25 protein-coding genes are annotated in these 24,304 nt (G+C 60.7%); 17 read left to right on the top strand and 8 right to left on the bottom strand.

All coding sequences use genetic code 11. The annotated features are described in order from the left end of the window. The first annotated feature begins 547 nt into the window (after positions 1-547). The 6 genes from DRB19_RS25150 to DRB19_RS25175 all read left to right on the top strand — a co-directional run bounded on the left by DRB19_RS25150 (position 548) and on the right by DRB19_RS25175 (position 5,991). Complete coding sequence (locus tag DRB19_RS25150) at positions 548-1,246, top strand: LuxR C-terminal-related transcriptional regulator (protein WP_162815856.1); 699 nt, start codon at positions 548-550, stop codon at positions 1,244-1,246. 366 nt (positions 1,247-1,612) lie between these two features. Then, positions 1,613-1,912 (top strand): hypothetical protein, encoded by a 300-nt coding sequence (locus tag DRB19_RS25155; RefSeq protein ID WP_114188761.1) that lies wholly within the window; start codon positions 1,613-1,615, stop codon positions 1,910-1,912. 356 nt (positions 1,913-2,268) lie between these two features. Then, a complete protein-coding gene (locus DRB19_RS25160) occupies positions 2,269-3,288 on the top strand; it encodes an ABC transporter substrate-binding protein (protein ID WP_245439825.1) in 1,020 nt (339 codons plus the stop codon). Positions 3,289-3,365: 77 nt separating this feature from the next. Continuing rightward, positions 3,366-4,106, top strand: coding sequence for an ABC transporter ATP-binding protein (locus DRB19_RS25165; RefSeq protein ID WP_245439827.1), 741 nt, complete (start codon positions 3,366-3,368; stop codon positions 4,104-4,106). Then, complete coding sequence (locus tag DRB19_RS25170) at positions 4,103-4,972, top strand: ABC transporter permease (protein WP_114188763.1); 870 nt, start codon at positions 4,103-4,105, stop codon at positions 4,970-4,972. The genes DRB19_RS25165 and DRB19_RS25170 overlap by 4 nt, the downstream gene beginning before the upstream one ends. A 110-nt stretch (positions 4,973-5,082) precedes the next feature. Then, the gene (locus DRB19_RS25175; protein WP_114188764.1) at positions 5,083-5,991 is read left to right on the top strand and encodes an NAD(P)-dependent oxidoreductase; all 909 of its coding nucleotides are present in this window, start codon (positions 5,083-5,085) and stop codon (positions 5,989-5,991) included. Positions 5,992-6,037: 46 nt separating this feature from the next. Here the strand turns inward: DRB19_RS25175 and DRB19_RS25180 are convergent, their stop codons facing one another. From DRB19_RS25180 to DRB19_RS25205, 6 genes are all read right to left on the bottom strand, one after another. Beyond that, complete coding sequence (locus tag DRB19_RS25180) at positions 6,038-6,709, bottom strand: spermidine synthase (RefSeq protein WP_114188782.1); 672 nt, start codon at positions 6,707-6,709, stop codon at positions 6,038-6,040. Positions 6,710-7,140: 431 nt separating this feature from the next. Then, on the bottom strand, positions 7,141-7,446 hold the full coding sequence (locus tag DRB19_RS25185) for a hypothetical protein (protein WP_114188765.1): 306 nt from the start codon (positions 7,444-7,446) through the stop codon (positions 7,141-7,143). 73 nt (positions 7,447-7,519) lie between these two features. Next, a complete protein-coding gene (locus tag DRB19_RS25190) occupies positions 7,520-7,759 on the bottom strand; it encodes a hypothetical protein (protein ID WP_162815857.1) in 240 nt (79 codons plus the stop codon). Positions 7,760-7,809: 50 nt separating this feature from the next. Further along, positions 7,810-8,019: a hypothetical protein gene (locus tag DRB19_RS25195; RefSeq protein ID WP_114188767.1), complete on the bottom strand. Its 210-nt coding sequence runs from the start codon at positions 8,017-8,019 to the stop codon at positions 7,810-7,812. 150 nt (positions 8,020-8,169) lie between these two features. Next, entirely contained in the window at positions 8,170-8,379 is a 210-nt protein-coding gene (locus DRB19_RS25200; protein ID WP_114188783.1) for a cold-shock protein, read from the bottom strand. A gap of 268 nt (positions 8,380-8,647) precedes the next feature. Next, complete coding sequence (locus DRB19_RS25205) at positions 8,648-10,015, bottom strand: aminotransferase-like domain-containing protein (protein ID WP_162815858.1); 1,368 nt, start codon at positions 10,013-10,015, stop codon at positions 8,648-8,650. Between the two features lie 152 nt (positions 10,016-10,167). Between DRB19_RS25205 and DRB19_RS25210 the strand changes: the two genes are divergently transcribed. Both DRB19_RS25210 and DRB19_RS31740 read left to right on the top strand, forming a co-directional pair. Continuing rightward, positions 10,168-11,028, top strand: coding sequence for a DMT family transporter (locus DRB19_RS25210; protein WP_114188769.1), 861 nt, complete (start codon positions 10,168-10,170; stop codon positions 11,026-11,028). A 325-nt stretch (positions 11,029-11,353) separates the two neighbouring features. Continuing rightward, positions 11,354-11,590: an integrase arm-type DNA-binding domain-containing protein gene (locus DRB19_RS31740; protein ID WP_338067382.1), complete on the top strand. Its 237-nt coding sequence runs from the start codon at positions 11,354-11,356 to the stop codon at positions 11,588-11,590. 891 nt (positions 11,591-12,481) lie between these two features. Here DRB19_RS31740 and DRB19_RS25220 read toward each other — a convergent pair. Beyond that, complete coding sequence (locus DRB19_RS25220; protein WP_114188770.1) at positions 12,482-13,651, bottom strand: zinc-dependent alcohol dehydrogenase; 1,170 nt, start codon at positions 13,649-13,651, stop codon at positions 12,482-12,484. A gap of 14 nt (positions 13,652-13,665) precedes the next feature. Further along, complete coding sequence (locus tag DRB19_RS25225; RefSeq protein ID WP_114188771.1) at positions 13,666-14,409, bottom strand: SRPBCC family protein; 744 nt, start codon at positions 14,407-14,409, stop codon at positions 13,666-13,668. Positions 14,410-14,883: 474 nt separating this feature from the next. On the opposite strand from DRB19_RS25225, the gene DRB19_RS25230 reads away from it, so the two are divergent. The 9 genes from DRB19_RS25230 (at position 14,884) to DRB19_RS25270 (ending at position 23,910) form a co-directional block, all read left to right on the top strand. Further along, positions 14,884-17,166: a PAS domain S-box protein gene (locus DRB19_RS25230; protein ID WP_114188772.1), complete on the top strand. Its 2,283-nt coding sequence runs from the start codon at positions 14,884-14,886 to the stop codon at positions 17,164-17,166. Positions 17,167-17,396: 230 nt separating this feature from the next. Further along, positions 17,397-18,551 carry a glutathione-independent formaldehyde dehydrogenase gene (locus DRB19_RS25235; protein ID WP_114188773.1) on the top strand — a complete coding sequence of 385 codons (1,155 nt, stop codon included), beginning with the start codon at positions 17,397-17,399 and terminating at the stop codon, positions 18,549-18,551. Between the two features lie 72 nt (positions 18,552-18,623). Then, on the top strand, positions 18,624-18,953 hold the full coding sequence (locus tag DRB19_RS25240; protein ID WP_114188774.1) for an FmdB family zinc ribbon protein: 330 nt from the start codon (positions 18,624-18,626) through the stop codon (positions 18,951-18,953). Between the two features lie 23 nt (positions 18,954-18,976). Then, positions 18,977-19,177, top strand: a complete 201-nt coding sequence (locus DRB19_RS25245; RefSeq protein WP_245439828.1) for a LuxR C-terminal-related transcriptional regulator — start codon at positions 18,977-18,979, stop codon at positions 19,175-19,177. A 245-nt stretch (positions 19,178-19,422) separates the two neighbouring features. Further along, positions 19,423-20,598 carry a zinc-dependent alcohol dehydrogenase gene (locus DRB19_RS25250; protein ID WP_114188776.1) on the top strand — a complete coding sequence of 392 codons (1,176 nt, stop codon included), beginning with the start codon at positions 19,423-19,425 and terminating at the stop codon, positions 20,596-20,598. 18 nt (positions 20,599-20,616) lie between these two features. Continuing rightward, positions 20,617-21,216 carry a hypothetical protein gene (locus DRB19_RS25255; protein ID WP_114188777.1) on the top strand — a complete coding sequence of 200 codons (600 nt, stop codon included), beginning with the start codon at positions 20,617-20,619 and terminating at the stop codon, positions 21,214-21,216. A gap of 92 nt (positions 21,217-21,308) precedes the next feature. Beyond that, entirely contained in the window at positions 21,309-22,472 is a 1,164-nt protein-coding gene (locus tag DRB19_RS25260; protein WP_114188784.1) for an SMP-30/gluconolactonase/LRE family protein, read from the top strand. Between the two features lie 29 nt (positions 22,473-22,501). Beyond that, positions 22,502-23,653, top strand: a complete 1,152-nt coding sequence (locus DRB19_RS25265; RefSeq protein WP_114188778.1) for an ion channel — start codon at positions 22,502-22,504, stop codon at positions 23,651-23,653. A 14-nt stretch (positions 23,654-23,667) separates the two neighbouring features. Beyond that, positions 23,668-23,910 (top strand): type 1 periplasmic-binding domain-containing protein, encoded by a 243-nt coding sequence (locus tag DRB19_RS25270; RefSeq protein WP_114188779.1) that lies wholly within the window; start codon positions 23,668-23,670, stop codon positions 23,908-23,910. Positions 23,911-24,304 lie beyond the last annotated feature (394 nt).

Consider the following 24,304-nt stretch of genomic DNA (forward strand, 5'->3'; position numbering starts at 1 on the left):
TGATCCCCTCGATGCGGCCCCCGGGCCGCATCTCCTCCGCCGGAGGCCCAAGCCCCCCACGGCCCCCGGCGGACGACTTTGTTGAATTCTGCTGCTTAGAATAGTGGACCCGGCCTGCCGTGCGGTGCTCCCCGCCAGTCCAGGATTATCCATAACTGGCAACATCGTGCCCGGCCCGCGCCGCGAAAACGCGCCCCTCTTGGGCATCGCAAAGGCGATCAACACACGGCAAATAAACCGCCAAGTACGACAGTCTACCCACTTAGAATTACGCCCTAAGATATCCTGAAAAATTCCCGAATTTAGGAAATTAATAGCGTTTTCTATTGCGGCGAAAGTGTGTTCGTATCAGTATTAGTAAGGATCCTTTAGCAGCGGATGGCGATCAAAACGTAGCGGATCACTACAGTTCGCTACAGAAATTGCCATCCTGTTGGATCTAGTGGGCAAGCGGCTTTGATAATGTGTTGGCGGCCCAACCATCATGATCATGTGGTGGCTGGTGACGTGCGCTCGACCACATGCCGCAACTGATTTGGGGGATCAGATGGGAAGCAAAGTTCGTGTCGGCATTGTCGACCAGCATCCTCTGTTTCGGGATGGGATCGTCTACAATCTCGAAGCTCAACCTGACATCGAAGTCGTGGGCCTGGGCGGAACGGCCCGCGACGCCATCCAGATCGCGCAAGAAAAACGACCCGATGTTCTTGTAATGGATAGTGAGATCCCGGGCAGCATGGGCGTCATCGAGGAGATTGCCCTCGCTTTCCCGACTGTCATGATATTGATGCTGACTTCGACGGGTGACGACGAGCAGATTTGTGCTGCGCTCAAACAGGGCGTACGCGGTTGCATAGCAAAGGGAACGACAAGCCGCGAGCTGGTGCAAACGGTTCGTACTCTCTCGCAGGGCGAACACTACGTTTCGCCAAGCATTGCTGCAAAGCTCCTGATGCGAAGCAGTATCACGAAACCTGCTCCAGAGCCGCGCTCGGACCGCTTCTCAGACCTAACGCAGCGCGAAGAGCAGATCCTGTCGATTCTGATCGAAGGTCGCAGCAACAAAGAGATCGGTAACAAACTCGATCTAAGCGAGAAGACGATCAAGCACCACGTGACGAATATTCTGCAGAAACTCCAAGTGCGAAACCGTGTAGAAGCCGCGCTCCTGGCGTCGGACCGTACGCCCAGGCGTTTGACGCCTCTGGCATCGCCGAGAAGCCGGACATCTACTCATTTTGCTTAAAGGAAGCACACCAGCGAAACTGGCGCACTTCGTGAAACCTGTTCTCTTCAACGCCAGAGCGCCAGAATTTTTTCATGCAGACGATCAAGAGCAGGTCTTCGCCTTGCTCCTTAAGCTAAGTGCCGCGCAACTCCGCCATTGGTGATCCTGACCGCGCGAACAGAAGCTTTACTCAGACGAGAAGATCCCACCGGGCCCGTGTGCGACACAGGTCCGCCGCGGCCGTTTAAGCTGCATTCAGTCACGTCCGACCTTAGACCTATCAGCACACGGACCAAAGCCAGATCCGATCCATCTTCATCTTCTTTAGGATTAGTTTTGCCAGAAATCAAAACATCCTCCCAGAGGTCAAGAAAGTCACCGGTCATGAGCTTTTCAAATCTCTCTGGCGTGCCGCAGCTGGCCAAGGACGTCGAACGGCTCAAGGCGGAAGTCGAGGCCCAGCAACTTGTAACGGAAGTACTGGTGCATGGTCTCTTCTCGGAATTTACCCGAACGCAGCTTCTCGCCGGGTTGGAGATTGCGTATCGTGAACTCGCCGTTGGGCTTGGCGAGAATAATGGCGTCGTGTTGGCGTTCGCCGAACAGCAGGATCGCCTGAGGTCCCTGCTGGTGACCTCTCCGTCTCATGCCGAGAGGCTGGAGACTGAAACCTCTACCCTATGATAAAGTAGACCGCGCAGGCCGACAAACGGCCTCACAAGAACGGTATTGTCGCAAGATCCCAGCAGCATCGATAAAACAGGTCTTCTTGGAGAGAGCCAAGATCCCTCTTGCGAGGCTGCACTCGTGTTGGCGACGGAATATAGTTTCAATCTTGGCCAGCAAAGACCCCAGCTTAGGCCTGCTCTCAGTGGCACATCTCAGATCGGAGAAATGTCGAGTACCCATTCGGAAGTATTCGGCAAACAATTACTGCTCCCAGGCGCATACAAATTTTGACAGTTTTTCTCAGTGCCTACATCCTGTGACGCCACGTCAAACGTGGCGCCAATGAGAACAATAGCAGAGAGGAAATGTCGATGAAAATGAGCAAGGCTCTTGGCCTGACGATCGCGCTCGCATTGGCCCCTTGGGTGTCGAACGCCAGTGCTCAAAATGCGACCACTAAGATAACGGTCGCCCTTCCTAACCCATCTGCAATCAACAACTTCCCACTTCATGTGGCAATCGGCGAGAAGATGTTCGAGAAAGAGGGCCTAAGCGTAACGGTGGAGGCGGTTGACGGCTCCTCGCAGGTTCTCCAAGCAATGTCCGCTGGCCAAGCCCAGATCGGCCAGCCAGGGCCAGCCCCGGTGCTTGCCGCTAGGGCTCGAGGGGTCGACGTCGTTTTTATCTACAATCACTTCGCCAAGTCCGTCTTCGGACTCGTGGTTCAAGAGAAGTCTCCGATCAAGACGCCTGCCAATCTTAAAGGAGCCGTCATAGGCGTCGGCACGGCGGACGGCGCAGAGGTCGGCTTTACCCGTGCAATTCTGACCGATCTGAACATGACTGAAGGCAAGGACTATACTTTCCTTCCAGTCGGTGACGGCGGGCTTGCTGCCGCCGCGTTCTTGCGTGGTGACATCAAGGCCTATGCGGCAGCGGTCAGCGATGCCGCCATCATGGAGGCGAGGGGCATCGACCTCCGGGAGATTACGCCGGAGCAATACCTGAGCTACTTCGGCAACGGCTATGCGGCTCTGCGCTCGTTTGTCGATCAGAACCCGCAGGCCGTCGAAAAGTTTGGGAGGGCCCTCGTCCAGGCTACGAAGTTCAGCCTTGATCCGGCGAATAAGGAGAAGGTTCTGCGGCACGCCAAGACGGGCAACCCTCAAGAGGGCGAGGATACGAAGCTTGCAACCGCTCTGTTCGAGCAGGTCAAGGACCGGATTACGCCCGCCGATCAAGCGAAGGGATGGGGCTATCAGCCACCTGAGCATTGGGAACTCTGGCATAAGAGTGCTGTCGCCTCAGGTGTTCTGAAGGCTCCGCTTCCAGATCTGAAAGCTGCATACACCAACCAGTTTGTTGATGCCTGGAACAAAGGCGCCAACTGATGGCGGTGCTGTCCATGCCTGGAGACGCTGATTCATCGGTCGGTCTTACGGGTCGGCCGGTGTACGAATTGCGTGGAGTGAGCAAAACCTTCGCCAAGCGGAATGTGCAGGCGCTCGACAAGGTGGACCTCACTCTTCGCGAAGGTACTTTCTCAGCCATCATCGGCCCTAGCGGGTGTGGAAAATCAACCCTGCTCAAGATCATGGCGGGCTTGCAACCGCCTTCCTCCGGAAGCGTCATCCTTCAGGGCCGGCCTGTGCTGGGGCCGAGGCGGGATATCGGGATGATGTTCCAGCAGGCAACGCTGTTTCCGTGGCGAACGACGATAGAGAACATCGTTCTCCCGATCGAGATCCGCGACGGGAAAGCGGCAGCTCGCGCCAAATACGATCAGGCCCGCCAGCTCATCGACCTCGTCGGCCTCAAAGGGTTCGAGACAGTCTATCCGGGTGAGCTGTCCGGCGGCATGGCGCAGCGCGCTGCTATCTGCCGGATGCTCATTACAGAACCGGCAGTTCTGCTCCTCGACGAGCCGTTCAGCGCTCTCGACGAATTGAGCCGCGACTTCATGAACATGGAGCTGCAGCGGATCTGCCTTGAGCGCAGCGCAACGTCTTTCTTGGTGACCCACTCGATTCCAGAGGCGGTGATCCTGTCAGATATTGTTTACGTGATGTCACCCCGGCCGGGTCGGTTCGTGGAGGCAATCACCGTCGACATACCCTGGCCCAGAACCCTGGACATGATGACAGATCCGCGCTTCGGCGCCCTTGTTCATCGCATTCGCGGTCATCTCGATAAGGGAGCGTTCCAATGACCCAGGCGCACAGCACGGTAGGGACCGCCTCGATGCCAGAGCAAACGATCTGGAGTGAACACGTCTCATGGATCGACCGCGTCCCGCGTTGGGTGTCCATGCTTACCCTTTTGGCGGGTTTCCTCGCTGTTTGGCAGCTCGTCTACATCATTGAACTCGTGTCTCCGATCATTCTACCGTCGCCAGCGGAGACGATCGAGGACTTGTTTGTCGTCGGACGCAACCTTCTGACCGGCGACTACATGCTCCATGCTCTTTGGGTGACCACGCAGGAGGTGCTCCTTGGCTTCATAATCGCCGTCGCGCTTGGTTTTGCTCTCGGCGTTCTCGTAGGCGAAACCTCCTTCGGCGAGCGGGCCGTGATGCCGTATCTCGTGGCAGTCAACACGATGCCCAAAGTGGCGTTTGCACCCCTCTTCGTATCCTGGCTGGGCTTTGGGATCGCATCGAAAGTCGCTCTTGCAGCGTTCATCGCATTTTTCCCTGTAATAGTCGGGACCGCCGCGGGCTTACACGCAGCCGATCCAAATGCCCGCATGCTGTTCAAGACGATGGGAGCCAACCGCTGGCAGACCCTGGTGCAACTCAAGCTGCCGATTGGAATGCCCCATTTCTTCTCAGGGCTGAAGAACGCAGCCGTTCTCGTCGTGGTTGGCGCTGTTGTTGGCGAGTTTCTTGGCGGCGGCAAGGGGTTCGGCGAGCTGATCCGTGTCGCCGCAGCGCAGCTTGATACGCCGCGCGTGTTTTCGCTGATCATTTATCTCAGCCTCCTGGGTCTGGCGACATTCTGGGTCGTGGCCTGGGCGCAGCGTCGGTTCGTCTTCTGGCATAAGGAGAGCGTTACAGAGGAAACTCTTGCGCCATAGGCAAACAAACCCCTTGTCCTGACATTTCGCGAAGCATCACATTCTGCGCGAGCAAGGCTGCTCCAAGCGCCATCATTAGCGCAAAAACGCATACATTTTGGGAGTCGATAATGAGAGTTGGAATGGTTGGCCTCGGTCGGATGGGAACAGCCCTCGCGGCGCGGCTAAAGGGCTTCGACCACGATCTGGTGGTCTGGAACCGAAACCCGGACAAAGCCAAGGAGATGGTCGCGGCAGGAGCCGTTCTGGCCGAAACTCCGGCAGCAGCAGCCAGTCAATCCGAGGTGATCATCACCTGTCTTCTGGACGCCAAGGCGTTGGAGGCCGTCTTCAGTGGCCCCTCGGGCATTCTGGCTGGGGACATCGACGGGAAGCTCGTCATCGAGACCAGCACTGTTCAGCCAAGTACCCAACGTCGGACCGCCGAGCAGGTGGCGGCACGAGGGGGAGCTTACGTAGAGTGCGCCGTCAGCGGCTCCACTGGTCCCGCACGGGAGGGGCGGCTGATCGGCCTCGTGGGCGGGAGCGCCGAGGACGTGGCGCGCGCCCGTCCTCTTCTCGACCAATTCTGCCGCCGGATCGAACATGCGGGGCCCGTCGGGGCTGGAGCCAGCCTTAAACTGGCGGTGAACCTGCCGCTGGCGGTCTATTACCAGACCCTGGGCGAAGCTTATACCATCTGCCGCCATCTCGACCTCGATACGGACCGGATCGTCGACCTCCTCTCGGAGACCTCCGGAGGCGCCAACATTCTGAAGGCGCGTGGGCCCATGGTCGCGAAAGGACTGCGCGGCGACGATCCTCAGCCCGTGACTTTCGACGTGGATTCATTCCGGAAGGATCTGCGAACCATGATCGCAGAGGCGAACGAGCTTGGTTACTCGCTTCCAATCGCCGAGCAGGCGCTTTCGGTCTATGACCAAGCAAGTCGGGAAGGTTGGGGCGCCCGCGACGGGACGAGTCTTACTGGGTACTGGTCCAGCCAAACGCCTCAGCAGAAATCTGGGACGGGTGCTTGAGCTCCTAGAACGGCCGTTCAACGGGTACGGAACGAAGGACAAGCCGCTACTTGGTAGCGATCCAAATTGTGTGTCGGGCCCCACCACGGGCACCGTTGGCGCGCACCGTGACTTCATCGACCTTAAATCCTGCACGACGGAGGCGATGACTGAAATCTTTGTTAGGCGCGGAGGACCAGACCGCGAGAACGCCGCCGGGAGTCAGGGCACTTCGGGCGATGCCTAAACCTGTGAAGTCGTAGAGGTTGTCATTCGCCTGGCGGGTCAATCCCTCTGGACCATTGTCGACATCGAGCAGGATCGCATCGTAGGACGACCGCCCTGATTTTATCAGATGTCCGACATCCCCCTCGTAGATGCCGACCCGAGGATCCTCAAGGCTGTTTCCGAAGATCTCCGCCATGGGCCCTCGCGCCCACGCCACGACAGCCGGCACGAGTTCCGCCACGGTGATCCGGGCTTCAGGGCCGAGTTCAGCCGATGCAGCGCGGAGCGTGAAGCCCATTCCTAAACCGCCGATAAGAATCTGAGGGTTCTCCCGGGTCCGAAGTCTCTCACAGGATAGTCGGGCAAGCGCCTCTTCGGAGCCGCTCAGACGACTGTTCATAAGCTCGTTGTTGCCCAACATGATCGAGAACTCGGCACCACGTCTCTTGAGCCGCAGCTCACCAGCCTCACCAGGAATTTTCGCCACATCGAGCACCGACCAAGGAATCATGAACAGGCCTTCAAACGGTTCGGAGGTGATTTTGCCCGCTGGGAAAAGGATACGCTTGTCATCGATAGTCAAGGGTTAAGGCCGCGCCCCTGGTTCTACCGGCCTCGTGAAACGCCGAACTGGCTTCCTTTCTGTCTGCTCGTGTCGGGCATGATCTCGGCTATCCCATCGACAAATCAAGCGATATCCAGCTCAGGCGTTCGGAAATGACGCGTTGAGCCCGCCCCATTCAGCAGGGCAGGGCAGTGAATGCTTTATCGCTTTCCGCCGGATGGCTTTCCCGACGCGCCGCCCTTGCTTTGGGTCGCGAAAGGCGACGCCGGAACCGCCTCCTTGGGCTTATCCTTTTTGGGCTTTTTCGCCTCGCGGTTACTGCGCTGCTCACCCTTAGCCATGGCTTGTCTCCGGTTTAGCCAGCCCCCTAGATAGTCTCAGTTGCTGGTCGAGTTGTCGAGAAGATGGTCGAAGTCCGCCAGCACTCGGTCGATGAGCCTGAGCCTGCGAAGATCGCTTGCATCCGTATTTTGAGCGAAAAGGCCAAGCAGGTAACGGGCCTTCTCAACCGCCTCCGGCCAGTCGGCGGCCGGTGCGGCTGCAAGGAGGTCTTCGAGCTCGGTCTGTCTTGTTCGAAGCGCCTGCTGATCGGCCTCGACCTCGGAGCGCAGGCGCCGAAGGTCGGTTGCCTTCTGGGCAGCCATGCCGCGATGGGCGTCCAGGTTGGTCGGATGATCGGTCATGGTTTGGCTCCGTCTGCCCGTACCTTTTGGCTCAGCAAAGAATGCGAGCAGTTTCATCATGCGCCCAGCCGGCCTAAGCTCTCTGGATCAGAAGACGGGACAGGGTCTTGGCCGGTCGCACGTTCTGACGGACGGGCTCGGGCGTCACGACGTGCCATTCATGCGCTCGAAGCGCCCAGCCGACGTCCGACAGGCTGCTGAGCGGCTCATGCGGCCAAGCAGGTTCACCACTCGGCGTGAGGATCATGAAGCGCTGCGACGCAGCCTTGCCAACCTGTGCGACGTACAGAATCTCGTCGTCTCGCCTGAGCATCGCGATCGGCTCATAGACGAACGATCCATGGAAGAAGGGTTCGCCGCCGGTCACACGCTCAGAGCCCGTGCGGCGATCTCGCTTTCGCGCACAGCACGCTCGCCGGCGTCGGAGGACTTGATCCTGTATGAAACCTCGCCGGTTTGATCGGCAGGCATGAGGCGCGTAACCTCATAGATGCCGCTCGAACTGGCGCGTTTGTCCGAGAAGCTCGGATGGGTGAGGCGGACCAGCTGACGAACTTGGTACTTGTGGGACATTCTTTTCTCCTAAGGCTCGGCTGACGCCGGGCAGGGTGGGGCGGTGGCTCCTAAAAGGAGTTGTGGCCGGCATAAAGGAAAAGCCGCTCCTCGCCGGAGCGGCTTAAGGGCTTAGGGGCACGGGTGAGGGGCCTGCACCGGCATCAAGGTTCACGCAGTCTGGATATTGTTGACGGCGAGCTTGCCGCTCCGGCGGTCTTCGGCCGTATCAAACGAGACCTTCTGTCCCTCAACCAGACCGCGCATGCCTGCGCGCTCCAGGGCCGTGGCGTGAACGAAAACGTCCTTGCTGCCGTCGTTCGGCTGGATGAAGCCGAAGCCCTTCATATCGTTATAAAATTTTACTGTGCCCATGAGCATTGGGATAGCCTTTCGCATTCGTTGAAGATGCACGTGAACGAAGGCGCGCAAAAGCGCGGCCTCGATGGATCCGTCGATGTAATGGTAAGAAAGTCCGAACGTGCGCGTGGCAGAACCAACAGCGAAACGACCCGAGTGTCCGGCCAAAATCCGATAACAACTATATAAACCGTTTATCGAATAATAACAAGTACTGCCCGTTTCCTTTGATAATAGGAGCAAAAATTATCGGTAATCGATCCGATATAAAGATAAGTCTCACGCACGCTCAATTTGCAGGATGAGAAGCCATTGCCCGCTGAAGAACGGCCAAGATGCGCGGATCTCCCAACTGAGCGACGTTGAACCGAAGAAACTGAGCGGCCGTTTGCGAGACGCTGAACACGTTACCCGGAGCAAGAACGATGTTCTCTTCAACGGCTATGCGGGCAAGCAAAGCGGAATCGTGGCCATCTGGCAGGCGACACCAGAGGTAGAAGCCCCCACGTGGCATGAGCCAAGGCTGGATGCCTAAGGACTCCAGCCTGGCTGCCGTTTCGTGTCTCGCGCGTGCGAGGCGCTGGCGCAGTTCGTCCATATGCTTGCGGTAGCTGCCACCTCCAAGAACATTGGCGATCAGCTCGGTCGCAGCCGGGCTCGGTCCGCCGAAATTGGTGGCAACCTGAAGATCCGCCAAACCTTCGATCCAGTCTGCCCGTGCGGCGATGTAGCCGCAGCGGATCGAGGCGGACAAAGTCTTCGAAAAGCTCCCGATGCGAATGACACGGTTGAGACCGTCGAGCACGGTAAGGCGTGGCGACGGCTCCGGTTCGAAATCGGCAAAGATGTCGTCTTCGACGATCGTTAGGTCGTGAGCCGCTGCTGCACTCAAAAGCCTGTGGGCTGTCTGCGGGGAGATAGTGGCGCCTGTCGGATTATGAAGCGCAGAATTCGTGATGTAGAGGCGTGGTCGTTCCGCGATTAGCGCCGCCTCAAAGGCCTTCATGTCCGGCCCGGAGGGCGTGTAGGGCACACCCACAATCTTGACTTGATGGGCCCTGAGTAGCGCCTGAAAGTTGAAGTAGCATGGGTCGTCGACCAGTACCGCATCGCCAGGCCGTAACAGGAAGCGGCAGATCAAATCGATGGCCTGCGTTCCGGAACTAGTCAGCAGGACTTGTTCGAGCGACGCCTCGATCCCCTCGTCAGCAAACCGTCCGAGCAGCAACCGGCGCAGAATCGGCGAGCCGCGCGTGCTTCCGTAATCGGCAAGCACAGCATTCTCGTCCCGCGACAATGTTCGCAAAGCGCGGCGAAGAGCAGTCTGCGGCATCCATTCTGCCGGCAGCCAGCCACACCCTGGTTTGATAACCGCAGGATCTGCGTCGAGCGATTGACGCGAGACCCAAAAAGGATCAACGGCCTGATCACGTCGCGGCCCGACCTCGGTCAGCGCCATCGGCGGCAATCCGGTGTTGGCAACATAGAAGCCCGAACCGCGCCGGGCACGGATCAGTCCCTCGGCGGCAAGACGATCATAGGCTTCGACGACGGTGGAAGGTGACACCCCCATGGTCGCAGCAAAGCTACGGATCGAGGGTAACCGGTCGCCGGACGCAAGGGCGCGGCTTGAAATCTTCAGACGAATGGCCGTCATCACATCACCAGTTCGTGTACATTCCCGGCTCTTCATTTGATCCAACAATTGCATGGCCTCCTTTATCCATACAGTTCTGTCGAATTGTATCGTACTGTCGCTGTTCGTGCCAGCCTGGGTTTTCTAGCATCTCGGTTCGAAAGCGAGGCACGATGCATCGAACAACGGACGGATGGGGCAGCGGCCTCCTGGGTGTCATTATCTTCAGCGGCTCCCTGCCGGCGACACGGGCTGCTGTGGGCGATTTCTCGCCCCTGTTCCTGACCTCAGCCCGTGCTGCGATAGCCGCGCTTCTTGGAGCAGCCCTTCTTATCGTGTTTCGGCAGGTGAGGCCTGCGCGGGTCGATCTTGGGTCACTGACTGTTGTTGCGCTCGGTGTTGTGGTCGGCTTCCCACTTCTGACTGCTCTCGCGCTCCAGCACATCACGTCCGCGCATTCGATTGTGTTCATCGGCCTCCTCCCGCTTGCGACCGCCATCTTCGGCGTCCTGCGTGGCGGCGAAAGACCGAAGCCTGTGTTCTGGTTATTCTCAGGCCTCGGCAGCGCGACGGTAGCAGGCTTTGCCCTGTTCAATAGTGGCGCCGGTTCGCTGGTGGGTGATCTATTGATGGTGGCGGCCGTAATGGTCTGCGGCCTCGGCTATGCCGAGGGAGCCACGCTTTCGCGAAAGCTCGGCGGCTGGCAGGTCATCTCGTGGGCTCTGCTTCTCTCGTTGCCGATGATGGCGACGCTCGCATTGGTCACGATGCCGGGATCCTGGAACGGGATCGGCGGTCCGGCTTGGCTCGGTCTCGCCTACGTTTCGATCTTCAGCATGTTAGTCGGCTTCGTCTTCTGGTATCGAGGCCTCGCACTCGGAGGCATTGCAGGTGTCGGACAACTGCAGCTTCTCCAGCCCTTCTTCGGCTTTGCGCTGGCAGGCCTGCTACTTCACGAACCGGTCGCCTGGACAATGCTCGCAGCGACAGGATTTGTTGTCCTGTGCGTCGCCGGCGCCAAACGCTTCGCCTGAAAAACTGAAACGAGAACAAGGACAGACCCTCGCGCTTCGTCAGCCCTGAGAGACCTTAAGGATATGACGGCGCTTGGTGAGGATGGGGCCGTTGTCGGTGCGCCGAGCAGCCGGTCGAAATTGCCGCTGCAATTTCAAGAAGGGCTAAAGCAAGTTGGCGGAGGGAGTGTCTGTCGTACTATGGTTCAGGGCTATTCGTGACTATTCGAAATGTGTTTGATTAGTCTGTGATAATTGCACTTTCAAGCTGACGTTTTTCGCCAAAGTTCACCACAATCCCGCACTGTTGTTGGGACCCATGTTGGGGCCTGGCCAGGAACCGAACATGGCGCGAACCACGAGCAGGCTCTCCGCACGAGCCACCGCGACTCTCAAGAAACCAGGCCGACATGCCGACGGTGGTGGGCTTTACCTCGCGATCTCCTCAGATGGGTCGCGACGCCGTTGGGTGTTTCTGTTCCGCTGGAGGGAACCCGGTCAGACAGGTGCCGGCAAGCTCCGTGAGATGGGCCTTGGCAGTGCAAACGGCGAGGTGTCGGATGCATGGTGGCGCGAAGGGTAGCGGCGTGCCCAAAGGGCAGGCCAATGGCAACTATCGCCATGGCGGCTTTACTGGCAAGGCGATCCAGGAGCGCCGCAGTATCTTGGACTTCATCCGTCGTGCAAAGGACGCTCTCTCATGATGCGGATGAGCCTAACAGTGTACACGGTCCAGCGCTCCACCCGTGCGGAGTGATGCACGGGTGCAAAGCGCGATGGTTGTCACAAGCGTCACATGGCGTCTCAAGAGCTAGAGCATCGGACGAAAAAGCGGATCCACGACGCTCCACCTTTCTCCGCTAGGCAGGGGTGGAACGGAGCGGGTCCGACAAATCGTCCGATGCTCTAAGCCATTGAAAATGCTGATGTCGTAGGATCACAAACGTCACATGCAGAAAAACAGGAGTGATTGGCATCGCATAGGGCACTTTAAGGAATTTAAAGATTGATCTCGGTTCGACGTAGCGCATCGGTCAGCTTGTCCGGCCTTAGCGGATCTTCACGGGGCCATACTCTTCGTCGCAGTTTGACCGATACTGTTGAAAAAGTCCGCATCGGCCGATTTTTGCGCAGTCAGCATACAGAATGCTGGGCCTGATCTCGTACGCTGACGTTAGTAAAAGACCGACGCAGCGGCACCCGGGAGTTTTTCAACGAAATCGACCCCATGCGGACATTCACAATCTCTGCTTGGGGTGGCGACCGGGCCACACAGCCTGAGGACTTGATGCCACGTCAGTCAGGTGGCGCTTAGCAATAGTGTATAAGGGCCCCAGTGCCGCCTTGCTCAACCCTGGCGCTCAGTAGAAGTTCGTCCATCGCGTACTCGGGGCACATAACAGGGTCCGGGCATGCACCCTCTATCCCCGATAATTCCAGAACCTTAGAGATTATTATGGAGATTGCTCCGGTTTCAGGGAATGAACACAGAGCGGACGCAGCCGTCCTCCTTGTGCTTGAACATGGCATAGCCATGTGGTGCATCTTCGAGCGGGAATCGATGCGTCGCCAGGAACGATGGATTCAGCTCTCCCTTCTGCGCATGGTCGAGCAGGCGGTCCATGTAAGCCTGTCCATGCTGCTGGGCCGTGCGCACCGTCAGGCCCTTGTTCATGATCGCCCCAATTGGAAACTTGTCCATCACGCCGTAGACGCCCAGGATCGAGAGTATCCCCCCCTTGCGGCAGGCCAGGATTGCCTCGCGTAGCGCTTGGCCGCGATCTGTGTGCATGTACATGAGCTGCTTGGCGCGGTCGTAGGCGTATTGCAGACCGATGCCGTGCGCCTCCATGCCGACCGCGTCAATGCAGGCGTCGGGGCCCCGGCCGCCTGTCATTTCCTTGAGCACTTCCAGGACGCTGTCGACCTCCTCGTAGTTGATGGTCTCGGAGCCAACATGCTCGCGGGCCATCTGCAGCCGCTCAGGCAGGCGGTCGATCCCAATCACCCGCTCGGCTCCCATCAGGAAGGCGCTCTTCTGGGCCATCAGGCCGACGCCGCCGCAGCCCCACACGGCCACCACGTCGCCGGGCTGAATGTTGCAGAAGTCCGCCCCCATGTAGCCGGTCGGGGCCGCATCAGAGAGAAACAGCACCTGCTCGTCCGGCAGACCATCCGGCACCTTGAAGCAATCGTTGTCGGCAAACGGCACGCGCACATACTGGGCGTGCGCTCCGGCATAGCCGCCGAACGCGTGGGTATAGCCGTAGATGCCGGCGGTCGGATAGCCGAGGATGGGCTCCTGTAGCTCGGGCTTGGGATGGGTGTTGTCGCACAGCGAATAAAGTTTGTTCTTGCAGTACCAGCACTGGCCGCAGGTGATGAAGGAGGGCACCACGACCCGATCCCCCTTCCTGACCTTCTTCACCTCAGGCCCGACGTCCTCGACCACGCCCATGAACTCGTGACCGATCACGTCACCGGCCTTCATGGTCGGGATATAGCCGTCGATGAAGTGCAGGTCCGAGCCGCAGGTGGTCGACATGGTGACCCGCAGGATGCAGTCACGCGGATTGACGATCTCGGGATCCTTGACGGTCTCGACACGCAGATCGTTGACGCCGTTCCAGATGAGCGCACGCATGAGAAGCCTCCTCGTCAGCGAGGGTCGGGCCGAGCCGCCGGCTGGCGCTCGGTGGTCGGGATCTCGCCGGTCTGGACGAGGGCCTTGAAGTAGTGCAGCGACTTGCTCGCAAGCGCCGCCGGTAGCGTATTGCCCAGCATCTGGGTGGCGATCCGGCCGAGCATGCCACCGGGTGGATCGAGGCTGGCGCGCAGGACCACCACGGTGCCGCGGTTGCCGCCAGCGGGGCGGAAGCGCACGGACGCTTCCCGGATCAGAGCGCCCCCGCCTTGTGCCTCCCAGCGCATGAACTCGCCCGGCTGGTCATCGGCCAAGCGCATGTCCCAGGAGCCCAGATTGGGGCCGGCGTTCCAGCGTGTCTGCCCATCACCCGTGGGCTGGACATCGGCAAAGGGCGCCATGATCCGCTTCATGGTTTCCGGATCGCGCCAGCAACGGTAAAGTTCGTCCGCGGGAACGTCCTCGATCGTGATCGAACGCTCGACCTCCGGCTCGTGGCCAGAAACTGGCTGTCGGTTCGGACCTGTCCTCGTCCGGCTCCCAGTACCGCGCATTTGGGCGTCGATCAGACCGATGGCGGCCACGCCGGCAGCGGCCGCGAGGGCAAGGCCAACTATGCCAAGGCTGGAACGGTCCCGGAGAGCATCCTGTCGCCCATGCCGTTGACCCGGCCAGGACTGCGCGGCTCCGGTTGCTCGAGGGCGAGCCGGAATATCGTTGCGGACCGGCCGGGGCCGGTCATCGTGTTGGTCCGCCATGGCACACCTCAGTGGTGTTGGGGGATCTCGGAAGCGTCCCGCCTGATGAGATTGGATTACTGACGCTGACCATTGCCGTTCAGCGGGATTCGTGGGGGATAACGGTTGCAAGGGCCCATACGGATACCGGTCGATTCCTGAGGGAAGCTACGTGACTGCAAACGTAACTTTGTAGGCCTGGCTCTATCACAGCCCACCTTACATCACAGAGCAGCCAATGCAGGTGGTCAGTCGTCTTCCAAGTGGTGACTACCGCCCTGATCGGATCAAAACTCTTGGGGCATCCTTCGTACTGTCTAAGCGCAAAGAGACATGAACCTGTGGCTTTAAAGGGGCTGCGGGTTCCTGTGATGTAATAGTGCAGGCAGGGGTGGCCGGGAGGACGCGTAGCCGTAGTTCCTTTTGGCAAGCCGCCCTCACACCCGTAAAGATTTGTCGGAAGGCTGCTCATGATGTGTTTCCAGGGAGAATGAAATGAGCACGGCGGAAGCCTTTCCCAACGGCGGCATCATGGGTGAACGCATGCGGACCCACGACTGGGCCGCCACGCCCCTCGGGCCAGCAGAGACTTGGCCGCAGTCGCTCCGCACCGCCTTAAGCATCATGCTGAGCTCCGCCTTTCCCACCTACCTGGCCTGGGGGCCGGAACTGACGAGCTTCTACAATGATGCCTACATTCCGATCATGGGTGACAAATCGAGCAGCCTCGGGCGGCCGTTCCCTGAGGTCTGGTCGGAGGTGTGGGACACCATCGGTCCGATTACCAAGCGGGCCATGCGAGGGGAGGCCAGCTACTTCGAGGACCTGCCGCTGACTCTCATGCGCAGAGGCTACCCCGAGCAGACCTGGTTCTCCTTCTCTTACAGCCCCATCCGTGATGAAACCGGGGAAGTCGGCGGGGTGCTGTGCACTGTCCACGAGACCACCGAGCGCATCCAGGCTGAGGCAGCCCTGCGCGAAAGCGAGAACAAGCGTGCAGCCATTCTGGAGCAATTGCCGGTTGGTGTGGGCCTCGTCGACCCGGAGGGGAACATCGTCCTGAGCAACCAGATCCTCCAGCAGTACGGCCTTGCTAAAATCCCTTCCAGAGATCCCATCCAAGGTGAGCACTGGCGGGGCTACACCCCTGAGGGCCAGCGTCTCAGCCCCTCCGACTATCCGAGCGCGCGGGCACTGCGGGGTGAAACGGTTGTTCCCGGTGTCGACTTCCTCGTCACACTCCCCGATGGCCAGGAGATCTGGACGCGGGTGAGCTCTGCGCCCTTCCGCAAGACCGCTGAGGAGGGTCTGGGCGCCGTCTTTGTGGTGCAGGTCGTTGAGCGGGAGAAGCGGACGGAGCAGGCGTTGCGCGAAAGCCAGGCGCTGCTCCAGGCTGCCATCGACCTCATCGGTCTGTCGCCCTACACCTGGAATCCGGTCACGGGAGCACTGGACTGGGATGCCCGGCTCAAGGCGATGTGGGGGCTGCCGCCTGATGCTCATGTCGACCAAGAGGTGTTTCTGTCCGGCATCCATCCCGAGGATCGTCCGCGCGTCGAGGCCGCTATCGTTCAGTGCAGCGATCCTGCTGGTCTTGGTATCTACGCCGTTGAATACCGCGTGATCGGGATCGGAGATGGGATCGAGCGTTGGGTGTCCACCCATGGCCAGGTCACTTTCGAGCAAGGCCGTCCCGCTGCGTTCATTGGAGCCGCCTTGGACATCACAGAGCGCAAGCGGGCAGAAGCAGCTCTGCGTGAGAGCGAAGAGCGCTTCCGGCAGTTCGCCGAGAACTCCAGCAACACCCTTTGGATCTTGAATTTCGCGACGATGAACCTCGAATACCTGAGTCCCGCTTTCGAACCCGTTTGGGGCGAGCCGCGGGAGGGAGTGCTCGGCGATCCCAGCCGTTGGAGTCGCTTCCTCCATCCGGATGATCGAGAACGCGCACGACGCGCGCTTGAACGCGTGAGACTGGGCGAAATCAGCACCGAGGAGTTTCGCATCATCCGGCAGGATGGGATCGTGCGGTGGATCCGGAACACCTTCTTCCCCATTCGCGACGCTGAGGGCCGGATCCGCCGCGCCGGCGGCATTGCCCAAGACATCACCCGCCATGATGGGCGTTTCGTGTATGTTGTCGATGCCGAAGAGGCGACCCGCCGAGGTCTCTCCCATTTACTTCGCGACGCCGGCTACAAGGCCAGAGTCTTTTCGTCCGGCAAATCCTTCCTGGAGGCGGCCCCGGCTCTCGCGGCCGGGTGCGTCGTTCTCGACATCGGCCGGTCTGGCGCTGGTGGTCTGGTTGTTCCGAGGGAGCTCAAGGCCCGGCGCATCGGTCTGCCGGTCATTGTTCTGGGGGACGCCAAAGGCGACGTGACCTTTGGGGTGCAGGTGATGAAAGCTGGAGCCGTGGACTTCCTGCCGGTCCCGTATGGTTCGGACCAGCTTCTGGCCGCAGTGGCGTCGGCCGCAGCCAGTACCCATGAGGAAGATGAGCAAAACCAGGAGGCAGGCCGGGTGCGGCTTCGGATCGCCGAGATGTCGGAACGGGAGCGCGAAGTCCTGGCAGGCTTGTTGGCCGGCAGGACCAACAAGGAAATTGGACGGGACATCGGCCTCAGCCCTCGGACGGTCGAGACCCATCGGGCCCACGTCATGCAGCGGCTTGGTGTACAGACCCTGTCACAAGCTGTGCTGGTCGCAACCTCCGCGGGGTTCCAGGCGCCCAGCCCAGGGCCAAACGTGCCTCAGGGATCAGACAAGCCCGAAACCTGACCGCCCAGCAGGAACGCTTTGCTCAAATTGCTGTCCTCGCTGTAGGTCTGCAGAGCGGGAGACCCGCACTGCATCGTAACGGAGCGGGATGTCCCTCAGGGATCATCCGCAGCACTTCCCCTCAGCGCAGACGTTCAAAGGCTACGAGCCCTGACGACCTCCCCGCGACGCCATCGTCAAGGCGACGAGTTGCGTCTATCGAGCATGCGGCTTCAGGTTGGGAGAAGACGATGAGAGCAGTTGTCTATAACGGGCCGCGCGATGTTGCGGTACAGGACGTGCCCGACGCGCGCATCGAGAGGCCGACCGACGTTCTGGTACGGATCACGAGCACCAACATCTGCGGCTCCGACCTGCACATGTATGAGGGCCGGACCGACTTCCCGCGCGGCGGCGTGTTCGGGCACGAGAACCTCGGTCAGGTGGCCGAAGTGGGCAACGCGGTCGATCGGGTGAAGGTTGGGGACTGGGTCGCCATCCCCTTCAACATCGGCTGCGGGTTCTGCAAGAACTGTGAGCGTGGCTTGAGCGCGTTCTGCCTGACCACGGCGGATCGAAGCGTCGTGCCAAACATGGCCGGCGCCGCGTACGGCTTCGCTGATATGGGACCGTATCGGGGTGGCCAAGCCGACCTTCTTCGCGTCCCCTACGGCGACTACAATTGCCTGAAGCTGCCACCGGACGCGGAGGAACGACAAAGCGACTATGTGATGTTGGCCGACATCTTCCCAACCGGCTGGCACGTCACCGAGCTCGCAGGATTGCGTCCCGGCGAGTCGGTTGTCATTTACGGGGCCGGGCCGGTCGGCCTCATGGCTGCTCACTCCTCGATGATCAAGGGCGCCTGCATGGTCATGGTCGTCGACCGCCATCCCGACCGTCTGCGCCTCGCAGGCTCGATTGGGGCCTTGCCCATCGACGATTCCAAGGGCTCCCCGGTGGACCAAGTTCTTGCTTTGACGAACGGCATCGGAGCCGACCGCGGCTGCGAGTGCGTCGGCTACCAGGCACACGACCCGGAGGGCCAAGAGCACCCCAACATGATCATGAACGACTTGGTAAGGTCAGTGAAATTCACCGGCGGTATCGGCGTGGTCGGCGTCTATGTGCCCCAGGATCCGGCTCCGCAGGACCCGCTCTACAAGCAGGGCGAGATCGTTTTCGATTATGGTCTCTTCTGGTTCAAGGGTCAGACGATCGGCACCGGCCAGTGCAACGTGAAGGCGTATAACCGGCAGCTGCGAGACCTGATCTCGACTGGCCGCGCGAAGCCGTCCTTCATCGTCTCGCATGAGCTGCCGTTGGGCGAGGCACCGAACGCCTACCAACACTTCGACGCGCGCGACGAGGGCTGGACCAAGGTGGTTCTCAAGCCCGCCGCGTGACGGGACGGGCCGGGCGGGCAATCACGCGCTCGGCCTGCCAACTCGCCGCACGAGCTCGAACGTGAGGACGCCATGCCGATCTACGACTACGAGTGCCAAGGGTGCGGGCCGTTCACAACGATGCAGCCCATGGCGCGGTTCCAGGACCCATGCGCATGCCCGAAATGCGGGGCTGAATCGTCACGGGCATTTCTCAGCGCACCAGCCATAGCCCGCATCAACCCGGGTGGTCGCATCGCCCACGAAGCAACCCAGCCGAGCGCGACTTACCCGCGGCCCTCTTCGGCGGTGCATCCAGCTGGCTGTGGCTGTTGCGTGCGCCGATTGCCGCTTCCGGGCGCCCTGTCTGCAGGCGGACGGGCCTTCACGTCGCACGGGCCAATACGGCGTAGCGGGCAGTGATGGCTGCAGCGTAAGCAGGCTTGTTGGCCGGCAGGACCAACAAGGCAATCGGACGGGATATCGGCCTCAGCCCTTGGACGGTCGAGACCCATCGGACCCACGTCATGCAGCGGCTTGGCATGCAGACCCTGTCACAAGCCATGCTGGTTGCAACCTCCGCGGGGTTCCAGGCGCCCAGCCCAGGGCCAAACGTGCCTCAGGGATCAGACAAGCCCGAAACCTGACCGCCCAGCAGGAACGCTTTGCTCAAATTGCTGTCCTCGCTGTAGGTCTGCAGAGCGGGAGACCCGCACTGCATCGTAACGGAGCGGGATGTCCCTCAGGGATCATCCGCAGCACTTCCCCTCAGCGCGGACGTTCATGAGCCACGACCCCTGACGACCATCCCCGCAGAGACCTGCGCCGTACTGTGACGAGTTTCGGACGCAGGAGCCTCAGCATCTTCGTTGGACAAGAGGAGGAGGAAGGCATGCGAGCCCTCGTTTGGCACGGCAAGGAAGACATCCGCTGCGACACCGTCACTGACCCTGAGATCGAGCAGCCGCGCGATGCCATCGTCAAGGTAACCAGTTGCGCCATCTGCGGCTCGGACCTGCACCTGTTCCACAACTTCATCCCGGCGATGCTGCCTGGTGACATCATGGGGCACGAGATGATGGGTGAGGTCGTCGAGGTCGGGCCCGAAGCGAGGGGCAAGCTCAAGAAGGGGGACCGCGTCGTTGTCCCCTTCACGATCATCTGCGGCGAGTGCGATCAGTGCAAACGCGGCAATTTCTCGGTGTGCCAGACCACCAACCGCAAGAAGGATCTCGCCGACAAGGTCTTCGGCCACGCGACCGCAGGCCTGTTCGGCTACACGCATCTGACCGGCGGCTATCCTGGCGGGCAGGCCGAGTATCTCCGCGTTCCTTTTGCCGATGCGACGCACATCAAGGTGCCGGATGGTATCCCGGACGAGAAGGTTCTCTTCCTCGGTGACATCTTCCCGACCGGATGGCAGGCCGCTGTCCAGTGCGACATCCAGCCGACGGACACGGTAGCGATCTGGGGCTGCGGTCCTGTCGGTCAGATGGCGATCCGCAGCGCCATTCTGCTCGGTGCCAAGCAAGTGATCGCCATCGATCACCTGCCCGAGCGCCTGGAAATGGCGGAAGCTGGTGGCGCCATCACGATCAACTTCGACGAAGAGAGCGTGGTCGAGCGTCTGAACGAACTCACCGGCGGCGAGGGCCCGGAGAAGTGCATCGACGCCATCGGGATGGAAGCCCATGTGTCGCCCTCCATGCCGGATACGGTGTACGACCGCGCCAAGCAGATGCTGGGAGCCGAAAGCGACCGGCCGCACGTCCTTCGCGAGATGATCTACGTCTGCCGCCCGGCAGGGGTGATTTCGATCCCCGGTGTCTATGGCGGGTTGGTCGACAAGATCCCGATGGGTCAGCTGATGAACAAGGGGCTGACCATCCGGACGGGCCAGACGCACGTCAACCGTTGGACCGATGATCTTCTGCGCCGCATCGAGGAGGGGCAGATTGACCCATCGTTTGTCATCACCCACACGGTCAGCCTCGATGAGGGACCCGAGATGTACAAGGTGTTCCGCGATAAGCAGGACAGCTGCATCAAGGTGGTTTTGAAGCCTTAAAGAACCGGGAGAGAAGACATGACTTATTACATCTCGAACATTGCCCGGTCCAAGGGTGACCCGAAGGTCATCCACTCCGGCCCCAGCTCGCTGGGGACGGTCGACCGCCTGGCCAAAGCGTTGGGTTGGTACAGCATCGGTCTGGGCATAGCGGAGCTAGTCGCGGCGGAGCGCATCACCCGGGCGCTTGGCATGGAGGGGAAGGAGGCCCTCGTGCGGGCCTATGGCGTCCGCGAACTCGGGCACGGCATCATGTCACTCTCCCCCGACAAGCAACTCGGACTGTGGAGCCGGGTGGCCGGAGACGGGCTCGACATCGCCACCCTGATGACGGCTATGCGGCATGACAATCCGAAGCGTGACAATGTCGGGATTGCTCTTGCGGTGGTGCTGGGGGTGACGCTGCTCGACATCATTGGCGCGCAGGGGGTCACGGCCCGCCACAGCCGCCCCCGGGGGCGGCCACGCTCCTACCGAAATCGGACAGGCTTCCCGCAGGGTGTCCAGGCGGCGCGAGGCGCAGCCAAGGACTTCCAGGTGCCTCCGGACATGCGGGCCGCACCATCCCTCGCCGCTGTGTCCGATCGTGCCCCGCAAGAGAGAGTACGTTCTCACTGAACTCTCGACGATACGGCTGCGCTCGAGCGGCGCTCACGCTGTGAGAGGGCAGCCGTATCCCACACGATCATTGCCAGGCGATGGAGGTGACCATGCTCAGGCACGCAACAGTGACCCTGCTTTTCGGAACGCTCCTGGCCACCCCATCCATGGCACAGCAGAGTGCAGCACCGTCTCAGGGTACGGCGCAACTGCACCAAGTCGCCAGCTTTGAACACCAAGTGACCGGAGTAAGCGTTTCGAAGGATGGGCGCATCTTCGTCAACTTCCCGCGGTGGACAGAGGATGCACCGATCTCGGTGGCCGAGGTGACGCGCGACGGCCAGATCAAACCTTACCCGGATGATGAGTGGAATTCCTGGCGCAATGCCAAGAAGAACGAGATGTCAGCCGGCGATCACTTCGTGTGCGTCCAGAGCGTCGTGGCCGATGCGCACGGCAATCTCTGGGTTGTCGATCCGGCCGCGCCAGCCACAGCAGCCGTTGTGAAGGGTGGGCCCAAGCTTGTCAGGATCGACCTGAAGACAAACAAGGCTGCGCAGGTGATCCGCTTCGACGAGGCGGTCGCCCCGCAGGGCAGCTACCTGAACGACGTGCGGTTTTCGCCGGATGGGCGTCATGCCTACCTGACCGATGCTGGGGCGAAGGGTGCTCTCATTGTCGTGGATCTACAGAACGGCAAGGCTCGACGCGTTCTTGACGGCCACCCGAGCACCCAACCGGAAAAGGATGTGGTGGTGAAGACTGACGGGCAGGAGTTGCGCCGGCCCGACGGGCGCGGGGTCGAATTTGCCGCCGACAGCATCGCGCTCTCTCCCGATGGGCGCACGCTCTATTGGAAAGCCCTGACCGGCCGGACGCTCTATCGCATCACGACGGATGCCTTGGAGAACCCGCGTCTATCCGAGAAGGACCTCGAGGCTCGGGTGGAGCGTGCCGCCGAAACCGAGCCGACGGATGGCCTTTGGATCGACGGGCGCGGGCGGCTTTATCTGAGCGCGATCGAGCAGGATGCCGTGAAGGTCCGTGAGGGGGATCGCATCGCCACCCTTGTTCAGGACAAGCGGCTGCGCTGGCCCGATACATTCTCGGAGGGACCCGACGGGACCCTCTACGTCACCAGCTCCCGCATTCAGGACATGAGCTGGTTCAAGCCCGAGACCGGCCCGCGCCTTGAGACGCAGCTGTGGCGCATCGAGCCTGGACAGAACGGGGAGGCGACCGGCGGCTCGGTCGAGCAGCCCAAACGACCCTGACGAAGCAGCTGGGATGACAGGAGGCAGCCATGATGGGGCGACTGGAGCAGGGGCTTGGAATACTGCTGATCCTGATCATCCTGCTCGATATCTTTCTGATCGTACTCTACGCCCGGATCGGCACGAGCATCATCGGATCCAGGGTCGGGCGGCTGGTCTGGGCCATCTTCGTCGCAGCCTCAAAGGTTTTCGGCTCTAGACAAGGAGCCGTTCTGTCCTTCTGCGGTCCGATCATCCTCGTGTTGCTGGTTGGGGTCTGGGCTCTCGGGCTGACGCTCGGGGCGGCGTTGATCATGCACCCGGAACTCGGCACGTCCATCCGCGCCAGCAATGGCGAGACGCCCACCGACTTCGTCACCGCGATGTATGCCGGCGGCACCAGCATGGCGATCGTCGGGGCAAGTGACTTCACCCCGCACACGAGCCCGATGCGGCTGCTCTTCCTGTTCAACTCGCTGATCGGCATGTCGGTGATGTCGCTGACGCTGACCTACCTGATGCAGGTCTATACAGCGCTTCAGCGGCGCAACGTGCTGGCCATGAACATCCATTTCCTCTCCGGGTGCACAGGCGATGCCGCCGAACTGCTGGCCCGTCTCGGACCTCAGGGGCAGTTCAGTGGCGGCTACACGAACCTGTCGGAACTCGGTGTCGAGATGACCCTGGCCAAGGAGGCCCACCACTTCTATCCGGTGCTGTTCTATTTCCGCTTTAGTGACCCCTACCACTCGGTATCCCGTTCCACGCTGGTCGCCTTGGATACGGTGAGCCTGATCAAGAGCGCCCTGGATGATCAGAAGCACGGCTGGCTGAAGGAGGCAGGAGCCGTCGTGCAGCTCTGGGAAGCATCCATGATGCTCGTCACCACCTTGGAGAACACCTTCCTCCCGCATGGGGCACCGGACCGGGAGGCTCAGCCGGACCAGCGGACCCAGGACCGCTGGCGAGCACGCTACCGCGCTGCCCTGCTTCGGCTTCAGCAGGCGGGGATCGAGATCACGGCTGACGGGCAGGCCGGTGCCGAGGCCTACATCTCCTGCCGAATGCAATGGGACCATCACATCACGAACTTGGCCCCTTCCATGGCTTACAGCATGAAGGAGATCGATGCCGCAATAAGCGGTTTAGGATCGAAGGACAGCCTGAACGATCCCAGGTTCCGCCTACACGTGGCCGAATAGGGGGAGCTGATCCGATGGAGGTGAGAAGGCCGCTCAGCGAGACGGCCTGCGAGATCCTTGAGTTCTTTCGTGAGACCCATCGAAAACCCGGCGCCCGCATGACAATGGCAACACTGGATGCGCACTTCGGGACAGATCCCGCCGTAGCCGTGGCTATTTCGGAGTTGAAGCAGCTTGGATACGTGACCGTGCCGGACGCTGGGACAGTCGAACTGACGGACCCTGGCTTCGACGCAATCCATCGTGGCGATGCATGAGCGTCTTCTTCTGGCACTGGGCTGACCTTATCCCGACATCCCTTGTCGTGCGTAAAGCGGACCTTCATTTAATCCGCTCGACGTTAAACTTTGACCCGATCCGGACTTTGGCGTTGCCCCCGCCGGCCGCAAACCGCCTTCACAGGTGCCTGTCAGAGTATCGTCGCCACCGAAGTGTCTTGGTGGTATCCTGGTCGAGCAGCATTGCAACCTTCGGCAGGTTGAGGGACCGGGCTGTGAATAGGGCCGGCCACGCCTTGGGCCGGTACATCTCCTCGGGGAGAGCGCGATGACGACAGCATGGGTTGAGCGCCGGTTGGCCGCAATCCTGGCCGCTGATGTCGTCGGCTATTCCCGCCTCGTCGAACATGACGAGGCTGGGACGTTGTCGGCC

Source organism: Microvirga aerophila (assembly GCF_003332305.1).
Lineage (GTDB): Bacteria > Pseudomonadota > Alphaproteobacteria > Rhizobiales > Beijerinckiaceae > Microvirga > Microvirga aerophila.

Coding starts and splice junctions, on each gene's coding strand:
- DRB19_RS25150 (WP_162815856.1), top strand. CDS start 548: ATGGGAAGCAAAGTTCGTGTCGGCATTGTCGACCAGCATCCTCTGTTT.
- DRB19_RS25155 (WP_114188761.1), top strand. CDS start 1,613: ATGAGCTTTTCAAATCTCTCTGGCGTGCCGCAGCTGGCCAAGGACGTC.
- DRB19_RS25160 (WP_245439825.1), top strand. CDS start 2,269: ATGAAAATGAGCAAGGCTCTTGGCCTGACGATCGCGCTCGCATTGGCC.
- DRB19_RS25170 (WP_114188763.1), top strand. CDS start 4,103: ATGACCCAGGCGCACAGCACGGTAGGGACCGCCTCGATGCCAGAGCAA.
- DRB19_RS25175 (WP_114188764.1), top strand. CDS start 5,083: ATGAGAGTTGGAATGGTTGGCCTCGGTCGGATGGGAACAGCCCTCGCG.
- DRB19_RS25180 (WP_114188782.1), bottom strand. CDS start 6,709: ATGATTCCTTGGTCGGTGCTCGATGTGGCGAAAATTCCTGGTGAGGCT.
- DRB19_RS25185 (WP_114188765.1), bottom strand. CDS start 7,446: ATGACCGATCATCCGACCAACCTGGACGCCCATCGCGGCATGGCTGCC.
- DRB19_RS25190 (WP_162815857.1), bottom strand. CDS start 7,759: ATGCTCAGGCGAGACGACGAGATTCTGTACGTCGCACAGGTTGGCAAG.
- DRB19_RS25195 (WP_114188767.1), bottom strand. CDS start 8,019: ATGTCCCACAAGTACCAAGTTCGTCAGCTGGTCCGCCTCACCCATCCG.
- DRB19_RS25200 (WP_114188783.1), bottom strand. CDS start 8,379: ATGCTCATGGGCACAGTAAAATTTTATAACGATATGAAGGGCTTCGGC.
- DRB19_RS25205 (WP_162815858.1), bottom strand. CDS start 10,015: ATGACGGCCATTCGTCTGAAGATTTCAAGCCGCGCCCTTGCGTCCGGC.
- DRB19_RS25210 (WP_114188769.1), top strand. CDS start 10,168: ATGCATCGAACAACGGACGGATGGGGCAGCGGCCTCCTGGGTGTCATT.
- DRB19_RS31740 (WP_338067382.1), top strand. CDS start 11,354: ATGGCGCGAACCACGAGCAGGCTCTCCGCACGAGCCACCGCGACTCTC.
- DRB19_RS25220 (WP_114188770.1), bottom strand. CDS start 13,651: ATGCGTGCGCTCATCTGGAACGGCGTCAACGATCTGCGTGTCGAGACC.
- DRB19_RS25225 (WP_114188771.1), bottom strand. CDS start 14,409: ATGGCGGACCAACACGATGACCGGCCCCGGCCGGTCCGCAACGATATT.
- DRB19_RS25230 (WP_114188772.1), top strand. CDS start 14,884: ATGAGCACGGCGGAAGCCTTTCCCAACGGCGGCATCATGGGTGAACGC.
- DRB19_RS25235 (WP_114188773.1), top strand. CDS start 17,397: ATGAGAGCAGTTGTCTATAACGGGCCGCGCGATGTTGCGGTACAGGAC.
- DRB19_RS25240 (WP_114188774.1), top strand. CDS start 18,624: ATGCCGATCTACGACTACGAGTGCCAAGGGTGCGGGCCGTTCACAACG.
- DRB19_RS25250 (WP_114188776.1), top strand. CDS start 19,423: ATGCGAGCCCTCGTTTGGCACGGCAAGGAAGACATCCGCTGCGACACC.
- DRB19_RS25255 (WP_114188777.1), top strand. CDS start 20,617: ATGACTTATTACATCTCGAACATTGCCCGGTCCAAGGGTGACCCGAAG.
- DRB19_RS25260 (WP_114188784.1), top strand. CDS start 21,309: ATGCTCAGGCACGCAACAGTGACCCTGCTTTTCGGAACGCTCCTGGCC.
- DRB19_RS25265 (WP_114188778.1), top strand. CDS start 22,502: ATGATGGGGCGACTGGAGCAGGGGCTTGGAATACTGCTGATCCTGATC.
- DRB19_RS25270 (WP_114188779.1), top strand. CDS start 23,668: ATGGAGGTGAGAAGGCCGCTCAGCGAGACGGCCTGCGAGATCCTTGAG.